This is a genomic window from Metabacillus litoralis, assembly GCF_007994985.1.
Taxonomy (GTDB): Bacteria; Bacillota; Bacilli; order Bacillales; family Bacillaceae; genus Metabacillus; species Metabacillus litoralis.
In genome coordinates, this window is sequence record NZ_VOQF01000020.1 from 1 (window position 1) to 14,645 (window position 14,645).

Annotated in this window: 14 protein-coding genes; 13 read left to right on the forward strand and 1 reads right to left on the reverse strand. The window is 33.6% G+C overall.

From position 1 onward, the window contains the following. Positions 1-975: 975 nt before the first annotated feature. From FS935_RS20740 to rsmI, 10 genes are all read left to right on the forward strand, one after another. A complete protein-coding gene (locus tag FS935_RS20740) occupies positions 976-1,188 on the forward strand; it encodes a sigma factor G inhibitor Gin (protein ID WP_439116686.1) in 213 nt (70 codons plus the stop codon). Positions 1,189-1,379: 191 nt separating this feature from the next. Beyond that, on the forward strand, positions 1,380-2,813 hold the full coding sequence (locus FS935_RS20745) for an aminotransferase class I/II-fold pyridoxal phosphate-dependent enzyme (protein WP_146950551.1): 1,434 nt from the start codon (positions 1,380-1,382) through the stop codon (positions 2,811-2,813). Positions 2,814-2,819: 6 nt separating this feature from the next. Then, positions 2,820-3,449, forward strand: coding sequence for a dTMP kinase (tmk, locus tag FS935_RS20750; RefSeq protein ID WP_146950552.1), 630 nt, complete (start codon positions 2,820-2,822; stop codon positions 3,447-3,449). Positions 3,450-3,529: 80 nt separating this feature from the next. Continuing rightward, positions 3,530-3,859 (forward strand): cyclic di-AMP receptor DarA, encoded by a 330-nt coding sequence (darA, locus tag FS935_RS20755; RefSeq protein ID WP_146950553.1) that lies wholly within the window; start codon positions 3,530-3,532, stop codon positions 3,857-3,859. Positions 3,860-3,898: 39 nt separating this feature from the next. Beyond that, complete coding sequence (locus tag FS935_RS20760) at positions 3,899-4,339, forward strand: YaaR family protein (protein ID WP_146950554.1); 441 nt, start codon at positions 3,899-3,901, stop codon at positions 4,337-4,339. 13 nt (positions 4,340-4,352) lie between these two features. Continuing rightward, positions 4,353-5,345 carry a DNA polymerase III subunit delta' gene (holB, locus tag FS935_RS20765; RefSeq protein ID WP_146950555.1) on the forward strand — a complete coding sequence of 331 codons (993 nt, stop codon included), beginning with the start codon at positions 4,353-4,355 and terminating at the stop codon, positions 5,343-5,345. 2 nt (positions 5,346-5,347) lie between these two features. After that, positions 5,348-6,175, forward strand: coding sequence for a competence/sporulation regulator complex protein RicT (gene ricT / locus FS935_RS20770; protein WP_146950556.1), 828 nt, complete (start codon positions 5,348-5,350; stop codon positions 6,173-6,175). A gap of 13 nt (positions 6,176-6,188) precedes the next feature. Then, on the forward strand, positions 6,189-6,563 hold the full coding sequence (yabA, locus tag FS935_RS20775; protein ID WP_146950602.1) for a DNA replication initiation control protein YabA: 375 nt from the start codon (positions 6,189-6,191) through the stop codon (positions 6,561-6,563). A gap of 289 nt (positions 6,564-6,852) precedes the next feature. Further along, entirely contained in the window at positions 6,853-7,602 is a 750-nt protein-coding gene (locus tag FS935_RS20780) for a tRNA1(Val) (adenine(37)-N6)-methyltransferase (protein ID WP_146950557.1), read from the forward strand. A 191-nt stretch (positions 7,603-7,793) separates the two neighbouring features. Continuing rightward, positions 7,794-8,672, forward strand: coding sequence for a 16S rRNA (cytidine(1402)-2'-O)-methyltransferase (gene rsmI / locus FS935_RS20785; RefSeq protein ID WP_146950558.1), 879 nt, complete (start codon positions 7,794-7,796; stop codon positions 8,670-8,672). Between the two features lie 47 nt (positions 8,673-8,719). On the opposite strand, the gene abrB is transcribed toward rsmI, so the two are convergent. Continuing rightward, entirely contained in the window at positions 8,720-9,001 is a 282-nt protein-coding gene (gene abrB / locus FS935_RS20790) for a transition state genes transcriptional regulator AbrB (RefSeq protein ID WP_146950559.1), read from the reverse strand. A 922-nt stretch (positions 9,002-9,923) separates the two neighbouring features. Here abrB and metG point away from each other — a divergent pair. The 3 genes from metG (at position 9,924) to FS935_RS20805 (ending at position 14,427) form a co-directional block, all read left to right on the forward strand. Next, positions 9,924-11,912, forward strand: a complete 1,989-nt coding sequence (metG, locus tag FS935_RS20795; RefSeq protein WP_146950560.1) for a methionine--tRNA ligase — start codon at positions 9,924-9,926, stop codon at positions 11,910-11,912. A gap of 308 nt (positions 11,913-12,220) precedes the next feature. Next, complete coding sequence (locus tag FS935_RS20800; protein ID WP_146950561.1) at positions 12,221-12,991, forward strand: TatD family hydrolase; 771 nt, start codon at positions 12,221-12,223, stop codon at positions 12,989-12,991. 242 nt (positions 12,992-13,233) lie between these two features. Then, positions 13,234-14,427, forward strand: coding sequence for a resuscitation-promoting factor (locus tag FS935_RS20805; protein ID WP_146950562.1), 1,194 nt, complete (start codon positions 13,234-13,236; stop codon positions 14,425-14,427). Positions 14,428-14,645 lie beyond the last annotated feature (218 nt).

The following is a 14,645-nucleotide window of genomic DNA, read 5'->3' on the forward strand; positions in this document are numbered from 1 at the left end:
TCCCATTAATTTATATATATCGAAGATATTGTGTAAGAGGTAGAGACTAAAAAGCACTACTAGCCTGTGGCTTGGGAGAAGCAAGAAGGTCAAGGAAGCGCAGCGAATGAAGACCGGAATGTGCGAATTTGGCACATGAGGATCTGAATGAACGAGCTGACGCAGAGATTCGCCGCTTATCGCAAGCCGACATCCGAACGCGGAAGTTGAGCTCTAGCGCCGATGGTAGTTGGGGGTTTCCCCCTGTGAGAGTAGGACGTCGCCAAGTAAAGTGTGGAAAGATCAGTAGAGATACTGGTCTTTTTTTGTGCGTGAAAAAGGTCATGGGAGATCATGGTAATGATTAAGCTAGAACGAGATATGCATAAAGGTAGAGACTAAAAAGCACTCCTAGTCTGAGGCTTGGGAGAAGCAAGAAGGAAGTGTATGGCAGCGGATGAAGACCTGACAGATAGTCTGATATCGCTAAGTAATGATATCAGATCAATAGTCTAAAGGTTGTCATCAAGGGGATGAGGCCTATAAGAGAGCAGAAACCCAAGTCAAATGTCCGTCATCAAGGAGATGAAGCCCATAAGAGAACAGAAACCCAGATCTAAAGGTCGTCATCAAAAAGGAGGAACCTCACTAGTAAGCAATTGTTGTATGGTCTGAGACATCTAGGTGCAAAAACATGATATTTAATAAAAATTCAGTGCAGAAAAACATGATAGTATAATTGATTAGTTGAAAATAAAAGTATATTCTTAATTAACTCATTTTACTCAATCTTTATTCAGTATATAAAGTCAGATCACACCTTGTCTACATGAATTGAATTAAGGTTATAGCAATGAGCTTTCAGAAAATGATCATTTTAAAAAGTGAACAAGCACAATAAAAGGAACTTTACATACAGTATGAATATCCATAATAACTAAATTGATTAAATTGTGTATACAATATAGAAACTTGGTAACAATAGAAAGTATGGAGGTGGAGATTTTGGATTCTAATAGCTTAGAAATGTCTAAAGGGAAAACTTGTATTATATGTGATAAAGAAAAATCTATGGGAATTCATCTCTATACAAGTTTTATTTGTGTAGAATGTGAAAAAGAAATAAATAGTACACAAACATCTGATGAAAAGTATAAATACTTCGTTGAAAAATTGAGTAGGGTAAAAAATCCCCCACTTTATTCTTAATAGAATACATGATTAAAAGGCTAACACAATGTTAGCCTTTTTTACGTATATATGGAGATAATCACCAATAAGTGAAAGCACCTATTCTTTTGTTTGGTCTACATAATACAAATATATACAACCTTGTATATACTGTTACATATAAGTATTGTTATAATTATTTAATATAAGTAAAGGACGTTGATCTATATATGTACACTCCTCTCTTTACGGCTTTAATGCAACACGCAAAGAGAAAATCTTTATCCTTCCATGTACCGGGACATAAAAATGGGAAGGTTTTTATAAAACAAGCAGACGAGATCTATAAGAATATCTTATCCTTAGACGTTACAGAACTAACTGGATTAGATGATCTACATCACCCTACTGATGTTATTGCTGAGGCACAGCAGCTTACAGCGAAACTTTATGGAGTGAAAAACTCTTATTTTCTAGTGAATGGATCAACTGTAGGAAATATGGCGATGATTTTAGCTTGTTGTAATGAAGGTGATGAGGTTCTTGTCCAAAGAAATTCTCATAAATCGATTATCAATGCTGTTCAGCTTGCAGGAGCAAATCCTATTTTTTTGTCACCAAAAATGGATACTGTATTACAAGTACCTAGTTATGTTGATATACAAACAATCAAACATGCTATTGAAAGCTATCCTAATGCTAAGGCGCTTATATTAACTAATCCTAATTATTATGGATTAACTGTTAACTTGAAAGAAGCGATTGAGCTTGCACATAGTTGTAGTATTCCTGTGCTTGTTGATGAAGCTCACGGTGCGCATTTTAAAGCAGGTATAGAATTTCCTACTTCAGCAGTGGATATAGGGGCAGATATAATTGTCCATTCTGCTCATAAAACACTGCCAGCCATGACAATGGGTTCTTTTTTACACTATAATACTAACCTCATTGATAGGGAAAAGGTAGAATTCTACTTAGCTATTTTACAAAGTAGTAGTCCATCTTATCCAATCATGGCGTCTCTTGATTTGGCAAGAGCCTATCTTGAGGAAGTGAAAGAAAATCGAGGAATAGATAGTATACTAAAAGCAATTATTAATATAAAAGAACAACTAAAGAATATTGATGGTTTAGAGATTTTAGAATCGGCAGATCCACTCATTCAAATAGATCCACTTAAACTAACTGTTCGGTCAACTTCTGGGTTATCGGGTTATGAGTTGCAAGACTGGTTTGAATTACACAATGTCTTTATTGAGCTAGCAGATCCTTTAAATGCATTAATGATACTACCATTAGATCATAAAATTCACAATTTAGAGCATTTGAGTAAAAAAACATCAACAACTTCTATATCAATTACTGCTAATAAACGAGTACAATTACATTACAAGCAAAATAAGGGTATTAATAGGTTAGAAAAACCATACTCATATTTAAAAACATGTGAGAAGGAATTAATTAAATTAGATGATGCTATCGGGGCTATTTCAGCAGAGTCGATTATTCCTTATCCACCTGGAATACCTTTAATAATAGTAGGTGAAACAATAACAAAGGATTTAATAGAACAGTTAAAGGAAATGCTTGAGATGCGTATTAATATACAAGGTGATAATAATATAAGGCAAGGAAACATAAAGATTTATAAGAATAGAGGGTGAGAGATATTGGCAGGTAAATTTATTACCTTTGAAGGTCCTGAAGGGGCAGGTAAAACAACTGTATTAGAAAGATTGATGAAGGATTTAACAGAAGCAAACTCTGAAATTATATTTACCAGGGAACCAGGCGGTATACTTATAGCAGAGAAGATACGAGATGTTATCTTAAATAAAGATCATATTGAAATGGATCCAAGAACTGAGGCTCTTTTATATGCTGCTGCTAGAAGACAGCATTTGGTGGAAAAAGTAATTCCAGAAATAAATAAAGGATCAAATGTATTTTGTGACAGATTCATTGATAGCTCTTTAGCATATCAAGGCTACGCAAGGGGCTTAGGAATAGATGAAGTTTTATCTATTAATGAATTTGCTATAAATGGAATTATGCCTGATTTAACATTTTATTTTAAAATAGATCCTAAAATTGGTCTTGAAAGAATCGCAGTTAATTCTGATAGAGAAAAAAATCGACTTGATTTAGAAGATCTTTCTTTTCATCAAAAAGTTCAAGATGGTTATCAAAAGGTAATAGAGAGATTTCAAGAGAGAATAGTGATTATCAATGCAGAGCAAACGATTGACCAGGTTGTATCTGACGTAAAAAGGGTGTTAAAGGATTATAAATTAATTTAGGTGAAGGTATCCTTTAAATTACCATTAAAGATGCAATGAATACCATAGATGAACGTGTTACAATATAAGGAGGTTTTATTGTGAAGTTAATTATTGTTGTTGTACAGGACCAGGATAGTAATAAGCTGTTAAATGCACTTACAGATCATAATTTCCGAGTAACAAAATTATCAAGTTCAGGTGGTTTCCTTAAATCAGGAAACACTACTTTTATGATAGGTACAGATGATATAAGAGTTGATAAGGCATTACAAATTGTGAAGGATAACTGTAAATCCAGAGATCAACTTGTTGCACCTGTTTCACCTATGGGTGGTAATGCTGATTCTTTTATTCCTTATCCTGTTGAAGTTGAGGTAGGTGGTGCAACTGTATTTGTACTACCAGTAGAACAATTTCATCAGTATTAGAAAGTTACTGATTTTGAATTGACCATGGAGGGTTAAGTGATGAAGGTAAGTCAGGATATACGTTCAACGATGGATAAACGGGGAATGGAGCAGAAGATCACACAAGCTACCTCTAAAGGATTTCAAGATATGGTAACAAAACAAGGTGATAAGCTCCAAATGGATCAGCTTAATAAGCTGTTAGGAAATATAGAGGATGCAGGTCGAAGATTATCAAAATCTAGAAATTTTAGTGATCTTTCAAAATATAAACTTTTAGTTAAGAAATTTATCCATGAAGCTGTTGAATATGGAATGGATATGAAGCAATCAAGAAGTTGGGATTATAATGGTAATAGCCGATCTTTAAAGATTGTTGAACAGGTTGATAAATCTTTAATTGATTTAGCTGATGAAATTGTTAATAAGGAAAGTCCTACAATTGATCTTCTTTCAAAAATTGGTGAAATTAAAGGGTTACTTATTAACCTTTATACGTAGAGAGTGATGAGCAATGAAAAAAAACTGGCAAGAACTAGCTACCTATCAGCCACGTGTTATTAAACTATTAGCAAATAGTATTGAGAAGGAACGTTTGGCACATGCATATTTATTTGAAGGGAAAAAGGGAACAGGGAAAAAGGATGTAGGAATCCTCCTAGCAAAAAGCTTTCTTTGTGAAGACCTCCAAGATTATGAACCTTGTCAAAATTGTAAAAACTGTAAAAGAATTGACTCAGGTAATCATCCTGATGTTCACATTATCGAACCAGATGGTCTCTCAATAAAAAAGGGTCAAATTCAAGAGTTACAAGAGGAATTCTCTAAATCAGGTGTTGAATCGAGTAAGAAGCTTTATATGATTGTTCATGCTGATAAAATGACAGTTAATGCAGCAAATAGTCTTTTGAAGTTTTTAGAAGAGCCTAATGCAAATACGATTGCCATTCTCTTAACTGAGCAGTATCATAAAATGCTTAATACAATTTTGTCTCGCTGTCAGTTATTATCTTTTCATCCCTTACAACCAAAAGTCCTTCAAGAAACACTTAAAGAATCAGGTGTTTCTCCTAATATAGCAGCGCTAGTTTCACAATTAACAAATGATACTGATGCAGCATTTGAGCTATCAAAAGATGATTGGTTTGCGCAAGCAAGAACGAAAGTGATAAAATTATATGAAGTGCTTGTTAATCGTAAAGGACAAGCTCCATTATATATACACACTGAGTGGATGAGCCACTTTAATGATAAAGAAAAACAAGATACAGGATTAGATTTGCTTTTATACCTTTATAAAGATATATTATCTGTTCAAGTTGGAAATGATGAACAAGTGATTTTTCAAGACTTGATGCAGTTAGTAAAGCAGCATGCCCTTCAAATGACTCAAAGAAGTGTAACTGAGAAAATTACTTCTATTTTAGAAGCTAAAAAAAGGCTTCATGCCAATGTAAATCCACAATTACTGATGGAACAATTGGTTTTAACATTGCAGGAGGGATAGTTTTGTATAATGTTGTAGGAGTTCGCTTTAAGAAAGCGGGCAAAATATATTATTTCGACCCTAGTGGTCTTCATATAAACGATGATGATTTCGTTATAGTTGAAACAATAAGAGGAATTGAGTTTGGTAAGGTTGTTCTAAATAATAAGAAGGTTGAAGAGCATGATGTTGTTCTTCCACTGAAAAAAGTTATTAGATTAGCAGATGATAAGGATCGTTTGATGGTTCAGGAAAATCTTGACGCTGCTACAGAGGCATATGAAGTATGTCAGAAAAAAGTGTTAGAACATGGCCTAGATATGAAATTAGTAGATGTTGAATATACATTTGACCGAAATAAAGTCATTTTCTATTTCACTGCTGATGGTCGTGTAGATTTTAGAGAGCTTGTTAAGGACTTAGCAGCTATCTTTAAAACTAGAATAGAGCTTAGACAAATTGGAGTTCGTGATGAGGCGAAAATGCTTGGCGGAATTGGCCCTTGTGGTCGTATGCTTTGCTGTTCTACGTTCTTAGGTGATTTTGAGCCTGTGTCAATTAAAATGGCAAAGGATCAAAACCTTTCATTAAATCCGACAAAGATTTCTGGACTATGCGGTCGTTTAATGTGTTGTTTAAAATATGAAAATGATGAATATGAGTCAGCAAAAGAGAAGCTACCTGATTTAGGAGAGCAGATTATCACACCTAATGGATTAGGAAAAGTGGTAGGGTTAAATATTTTAGAGCAGGTTATACAGGTGAGATTAGTTGAACAAGAACGCGTGGTAGAATACACTTGGGATGAATTGCAGAAAGAAGGCTTAGTTCCAATGCAATCCACAGACTGATGAGGTGGAACAAGTGGATAAAAAGGAGATTTTCGAATCTGTTAGTAGCATGGAAGAACAAATAGGATCTTTATATACTCAATTAGGTGAACTAAAGCAACACCTCGGGGAGCTTATTGAGGAAAATCACCATTTGCAAATTGAGAATGATAACTTGCGTAGACGGTTGGACTCAACCATTAATAGCCAAAATCAAACAGCAAAAACTAAGAAAACGAAATCAAAAGAAAAACAGCAAAAGAATCTTAAACAGGTTGATGTAGGTGAAGGCTACGACAACTTAGCACGTCTTTATCAAGAGGGCTTCCATATTTGTAACTTGCATTATGGAAGTATTAGAAAAGATGGAGATTGTTTATTTTGCTTATCATTCTTAAATAAGAAATAACAAGGCTGACTCATGCTACTTTTATCCCTCTTTTATAAAATAGAGGGGGATAAATATTTTGCAAACGTGTCAGCCTTTTTTGAGGTAGACTGTTCTTTAAAACTTTGTTGCTTTTAATTATATGAAGAGAACAGCACTGTATAAATTCTAGTAGCATCTTTTCTTCTTAGAATAGTACCTTTTATATGATAAAAACAAAGTTACTAACAGGAAATTAGGTTAATTAGCAACAATCCTTCAGAAAAGCCTATAGGTAAGAGAAGTTGTTATACATAAGGAGTATTGAATAATGGTTGAACTAATCGGTGATGAAAGACTTGATTATTTATTAGCAGAAGACTTAAGGATTATCCAAAGTCCTACCGTTTTTTCCTTTTCTTTAGATGCTGTGTTACTTTCAAGATTTGCCTATATGCCAGTAAAAAATGGGAAAGTGTTAGATTTATGTACTGGTAATGGGATTGTGCCGTTGATATTAAGTACTAGAACGAAAGGTGAAATTACTGGTGTGGAAATTCAAGAAAGACTTTATCACATGGCAGTTAGAAGTATTCAATATAATAAGCTTGAAAATCAAATACACATGATTCATGGTGATCTTAAGGATATGCCTAAAAAGTTTGGAAACAACAAGTTTGACGTTGTGACTTGCAATCCACCATATTTTGCAACAACACCTCAAAAAGATATGCAAAATATCAATGAACATTTTGCTATTGCTAGACATGAGATCCTCTGTACACTAGATGATGTGATAAAAACTTGTAGTAAACTCGTCAATCAAGGTGGAAAAATAGCTCTCGTACATAGACCTGGACGATTAATAGATATTGTTGAGTTAATGAGGAAATATGATATTGAGCCAAAGAGAATTCAGTTTGTTTATCCTAAACAGGGTAAAGAAGCAAACATCTTATTAATAGAAGGAATAAGAGGAGGACGATCTGATTTAAAGTTATTACCTCCAATATTTGTCTATAATGAAGATAATGAATATACATCAGAGATAAGAAAGATTCTATATGGAGAAAAGGATTAATTAAATTTTACAAAACTAAGGATTAATTAAAGCTTAATGTTGAGTTTTAGCACTTTGTTGATTGAAGTGAAAAACGAACTGCATTTTTTCCCGGGAAAGCAAATGCCTGTAACGAAAATCAACAACATAGTTTAACAGAGCCAAAACTAAAAAAGTAATGAAAAGACATATAAAGAGAAGGTGAAAGTAGTATGTTATCACAGCAGAAAAGTTTTATAGCTACTGATCGCCATATAGGTAGTTTATATTTAGTGCCAACACCAATTGGTAATTTAGAGGATATGACGTTTAGGGCAGTTAACATTTTAAAGGAAGTTGATATGATTGCTGCAGAAGATACAAGACAATCAAAGAAGCTATGTAATCATTTTGAAATTGAAACGCCAATTTTCAGCTATCATGAACATAATAAAGAATCAAGCGGACATCGTGTTATAGATTTACTAGAGCAAGGAAAAAATATTGCACTAGTAAGTGACGCGGGAATGCCAACTATTTCAGATCCAGGAAGTGAGTTAGTTAATCAGGTTCTAGAGCTAGGAGGACATGTGATACCTCTGCCAGGAGCTAATGCTGCATTAACTGCATTGATTGCATCAGGAATATCTCCACAACCTTTTTACTTTTTTGGATTTTTAGATCGGCATAAAAAGGAAAAAAAGAATCAACTTGAAATGTTGAAAATGAAAACTGAAACAATGATCTTTTATGAATCTCCTCATCGTTTAAAAGAAACACTACAATTAATTTATGAGTATTTGGGAAATCGTTCGATTTGTTTATCGAGAGAATTGACAAAGAAATTTGAAGAATTCATTAGAGGTAGCGTAGAAGATATAATAAACTGGTCTACTAACAATGAAATACGTGGTGAGTTTTGCATTATTATAGAGGGAAGTTCTGAAGAACCCTTGTTAGATACTGATGTTTGGTGGGAAACACTTAGTATTACTGAACATGTTAATCATTACATACAAGATGACTTTTCTTCCAAAGAAGCAATTAAAAAGGTTGCATTAGATAGGAAAATGCAGAAAAGAGAGGTTTATCAAGCCTACCATGTTGAATAATAGGTAATAAAAAAGGGATGAATTTTCATCCCTTTTTTAAATTACTATTATTTTTGAACTAATTGGTTTTGAATTTCAGATAAAATTTGCTCTGCACCTTCACGGCTTAGAACTAATTTTCCATTTGCTAATGCAAGGTTATTATCAGATACTTCACCAGTTACTTGGCAAGTCATATTTGGCTTATATTTTTTAAGAATGATTTTTTCATCATCAACATAAATTTCTAAAGCATCTTTCTCTGCAATACCTAATGTACGACGTAATTCGATTGGAATAACTACACGACCTAATTCGTCAACTTTTCTTACAATACCAGTAGATTTCATAATATAATAATCTCCTCTCAGATTAAACATATCTATATTTAAATTTTTTTAGGTAACTTCGTCAATATTCGACAAAAACTGATTTGCTTTTTAAGCATATCAGTGTTTCCATTTTACGTCAATCTTTTTTATTGTATTTCCATATGAAAAAAATGTGAACTTAGAATAAACCCTTTGTTTATAGGATTTTAATAGGTTTATACCCTCAAATCCAGGAATTTAAACCTTTTTTTGGAAGTTTAAATATGTAAAATAGATACATATTTCACTCACTTTTTATATCCTGTTTTTCGACATTATTCTAAGAATATTCGACAAATAACTACTGTGCTAATATCGAATTAATGTTGACTCAAATAAATATTATTTCTTTATGTATATATTCTTGATATTAAAGGCTAAGATGTTATCATAAAGAGTGAGAAAATTTGTTCATATATATGATTGCTAAGCATGGGAAAAATAGATTAAATATTACTATCTTATAAGGTTGTTAAAAGTAGACCAAAGCATAAGGACTTGGTTGCTACTATATAATTCGAAGAACGTCAGTAATCAATTCGCTCTCGTCCTTTAGGGCGAGGGCGTTTTTTGAGTACATATAGGAATTTTGTTTAGTTGTATTGTCTAGCTTTAGACACCAGCTGCTCGAGTTATAAATCAGGTAGGAATTGATGGTAAAGAACATTTTCTGTTACCACTTGCCTTATGATTGGTGCAGATAATTGAGGGCTTGCGTTTTTCTTGTAGCATGATTTACAAAATGCTAATCATAATATGAGAATACTTAACAGCAATTGTGATAAATTTAAGTAAGTGTAAAAAATTACTTATTTTATTTATGTTTTAAATATCATACATACTACTTTGCTAAATAAACAGACATTTAGCATGTACACGTTAAGACTAGGGAGGCTACATAATGGAAAACAATCAAAAAACATTTTATATTACAACTCCAATATATTATCCAAGTGGAAAGCTTCATATTGGACATGCTTATACAACAGTAGCTGGGGATGCTATGGCCCGTTATAAACGGATGAGAGGCTTCGAAGTTATGTACTTAACAGGTACTGATGAACATGGACAAAAGATACAACGTAAAGCAGAAGAAACAAATGTTACCCCTCAGCAATATGTTGATGATATTGTTTCAGGTATAAAAGAGCTTTGGGGCAAGATGGATATCTCATATGATGACTTTATTAGAACAACTGAAACTCGTCATAAAATTGTTGTAGAGAAAATCTTCTCTAAACTTTTAGAGCAGGGTGATATTTATCTTGATGAATATGAAGGCTGGTATTCAGTACCAGATGAAACCTTTTATACCGAATTACAGCTGGTTGATCCAATAAAGGAAAATGGCAAAATAGTTGGGGGTAAGAGCCCAGATAGTGGACATCCTGTTGAACTAGTAAAAGAAGAATCATATTTCTTTAAAATGAGTAAATATGCGGATCGTCTTCTAGCTTTCTATGACGATAACCCAGAGTTTATACAACCAGAATCAAGGAAAAATGAAATGGTTAATAATTTCATTAAACCAGGTCTTGAGGATTTAGCTGTATCTCGTACTACCTTTGATTGGGGTGTAAAGGTTCCAGGAGATCCTAAGCATGTCATTTATGTGTGGATAGATGCACTATCAAATTATATTACTGCTCTTGGGTACGGTACAGAAGAAGATGAGAAATATAAAAAGTTCTGGCCTGCAGATGTTCATATCGTCGGGAAAGAAATTGTCCGATTCCATACAATCTATTGGCCGATTATGTTAATGGCATTAGACTTACCTTTACCTAAAAAGGTTTTTGCACATGGTTGGTTATTAATGAAAGATGGAAAAATGTCTAAATCAAAAGGTAATGTAGTTGATCCTGTTACGTTAATTGATAAATATGGATTAGATGCACTTAGATATTATCTTTTGAGAGAGGTTCCATTTGGATCTGATGGAGTTTTCACACCAGAAGGCTTCATTGATCGAGTAAATTATGATTTAGCGAATGATTTAGGAAATTTATTAAATCGAACAGTAGCAATGATTGATAAATACTTTGACGGTCAAGTTCCTGAATATAAAGGTAGTCAAACTGATTTTGATGATCAGCTAGTTACTATTTCCAAAAATACAATTGCAAAATATGAAGAAGCAATGGACAAAATGGAGTTTTCGATTGCATTATCTTCCTTATGGCAGTTTATTAGCCGAACGAATAAGTACATCGATGAAACACAGCCATGGGTATTAGCTAAAGATGAGGAAAGTCGTGATAAGTTAGCATCAGTTATGGTTCACTTAGCGGAGTCTTTACGTATCACAGCTGTTCTCCTAAAACCATTTTTAACAGAAACTCCTGCAAAAATATTTAGTCAGCTTGGAGTAGAAGATGAAGAAAATCAAAATTGGGAAAGTGTGTCTGTCTTTGGTCGTATTCATTTAACAACTGTTAATAAACAATCACCGATCTTCCCGCGTTTAGAGGTAGATGAAGAAGTGGAATTTATAAAAGCACAAATGAAAGGTACTGCTCCTGCTGAAGAAGAAAAGAAGGAAAAACAGGCTGCACCTTCTATAGAAGAAGAAATACTGATTGATGATTTTATGAAAGTAGATATGCGAGTAGCAGAGGTTATAAGTGTTGAGCCTGTAAAGAAAGCAGATCGTCTTTTAAAGCTACAACTCGATCTTGGGTATGAAAAGAGACAAGTAGTTTCAGGAATAGCTAAATTTTATAAACCTGAAGACCTTATTGGTAAAAAGGTTATCTGCATTGTTAACCTAAAACCAGTTAAACTCCGTGGTGAATTATCACAAGGGATGATCTTAGCTGGCTCTCAGGATGATGTTTTATCAGTAGCAACTGTTGATAGCAATCTTCCTAATGGATCAAAAGTTAAATAAGTAATATGACAATTGTTTTGTTTTAGGGTAGCCTCTTTCGTAAGCTTTGTTGCTTTTATAATTAGAAGGATAGGCACTGTACACAGTCCAGTGGGTTCTGTAAATCGTACCTTATAAAAGGCGTTTTAACCTTTTATAAGGTCAATTATTCTTAGTAACAAGATACTTGTGTTTATTAAGAAAAGAATTAACGACAATAATGAATAATAAAAGATAAGGATAAAGGTCTAAATAGAGTGTTCCACGTGTAACATTTTGTTGAAGTCCTTTTTCTTATGTCGAAATAAATATGAAAGTGGGAATTAATAATGCTTTTTGATACACATGCTCATTTAAATGCTATCCAATATGAAGAGGACTTGGAAGAAGTTATACAACGTGCTCTTTCTGAAAATGTTACTCATATTGTTGTAGTTGGATTTGATCGTCAAACAATTACAAGAGCAATGGAGCTTACTAACAATTACGATATGATTTATGCTGCTGTTGGTTGGCATCCAGTTGATGCAATAGACATGACAGATGAAGATTTAGCATGGATAAAAGAACTATCAGCTCACCCAAAGGTAGTAGCAATTGGAGAGATGGGATTGGATTATCATTGGGATAAGTCTCCAAAGGATGTTCAAAAGGATGTTTTTCGAAAGCAGATTAAACTTGCTAAAGAAGTAAATCTGCCTATTATTATTCATAACCGGGACGCAACTGAGGATGTTGTAAGCATATTACAAGAAGAAAATGCAAGTGAAGTTGGTGGGATCATGCATTGTTTTACTGGAAGTGCAGAAGTAGCGAAACAATGCTTAGATATGAACTTCTACATATCATTTGGTGGACCTGTAACATTTAAAAATGCGAAGAAACCAAAGGAAGTTGCGAAAGAAATACCAATGGATCGATTGCTAATTGAAACAGATTGTCCATACTTAACACCACACCCATTTAGAGGTAAACGTAATGAGCCTAGCTATGTAAAATATGTAGCAGAGCAGATTGCAGAGCTAAGGGAAATGAATTATGAGGAATTTGCTCAAAAAACATCCGACAACGCAAGAAAAGTATTCGGCATAACTCGATAACGAACGGTGTCGAGATGTGCAAAAGCTTGTCCATATTATGAGTAAAATCAATTAGTTCTACATGTCTCTTCTTTTTCATAGGATAACTTTGTCGAGAACTCTTTCTTCCCTTTTTACTTTTTGTTTAGCATAATAATGAGTACGTTGGAAAAATGAGACAACGTTAGAAGGGTTGACAAGATGAAAGATACTCTATATAATCCACGAGGAAGAAGGAGGCGTTTTTCATTTTATTTGAAAATGTGAAAAAACTGTTTTCCGAACGGTTAAAAAAGAACAAAATTGTCCTATCTGCTACTAGTTTACTAGTATTAGGAACTGGAACAGCCTATGGTACCTATGAGGGAACAAAGGAAACTGTCTCACTAACTATTGATGGTAAAGAACAAAAGATACGTACACATGCAGATACAGTTAATGATCTATTAGCTGAAAAAGATATAGATACCAGAAAAGAAGATGAACTATCACCGGCAAAAAATGAAAAGATTAAAGACAATATGAAGATTGTCTATAAAGCTGCTAAGCCAATCAAAGTTGCTATAGGTGATGAACGAAGGACAATTTGGTCTTCTGCGGATACAGTAAAAGAACTTATAGAGCAAGAGAATTTAAATGTCACAGAGCACGATAAAATCAACCCAGCTTTAGATACAGCAATTAAAAAGGATTTGTCATTAACAATAGATAAAGCATTTAAGATTGCCCTAAATGTTGGCGAAAACAAACAACAGGTATGGACTACTTCGACTACTGTCGCTGACTTTTTAAAACAACAAAATGTTGAATTGAATAAACTCGATAAAATAGAACCAGCTCTTACTGAAGAGTTAGATGAAAAGAGCCAGGTTATTGTTACTAGAATAGAAAAAGTCACCGATGTAGTGGAAGAACCGATTGCCTTTAATGTTGTTCAAAAGAATGATAGCAGCATTGAAAAAGGGCAACAAAAGGTTATTGAATCAGGTAAAGAAGGTAAACAAAAGAAACATTATGAAGTTGTCTTAGAAAATGGAAAAGAAGTTTCAAGAGATCTGATTAAAACAGAAACACTTGAAGAAAGCCAGGATCGTGTCGTTGCTTTAGGAACTAAAGCTGTTCAGCAAACAAGTACAGCAACTGTTTCTCGGGGAAATGATTCTGTTTCAAAAGAATTTTATGCTCACTCAACAGCGTATACAGCAAATTGTAATGGATGTTCAGGAAACACCGCGACAGGAATTAACTTGAGGGCGAACCCAAATGCAAAAGTTGTTGCTGTTGATCCGAATGTTATACCGCTGGGTACTAAAGTATATGTCGAGGGCTATGGATATGCAGTTGCAGCAGATACTGGTTCGGCAATTAAAGGAAACAAGATTGATGTTTTCTTTCCATCAAAATCAGCTGCCTATCGATGGGGTTCGAAAAAAGTAAAAGTGAAAATATTAGAATAAGAGTTACAGAGGGTTTTATAATCCTCTGTTTTTTTAATTTTTGTATCTGTTTCTAATATGTGTTGATTTTTAAAACATATGGTGGTAATAATAAAAATTAAAACTTAAGTAAAACCTTTTGTTGATAGTAAATCGAGTATATACTTTTAGTATACTTACATACATAGGTTTCGTGAAAACAAAAGTTAAGACTTTATTCTTTCTATAGTAGTTAGACG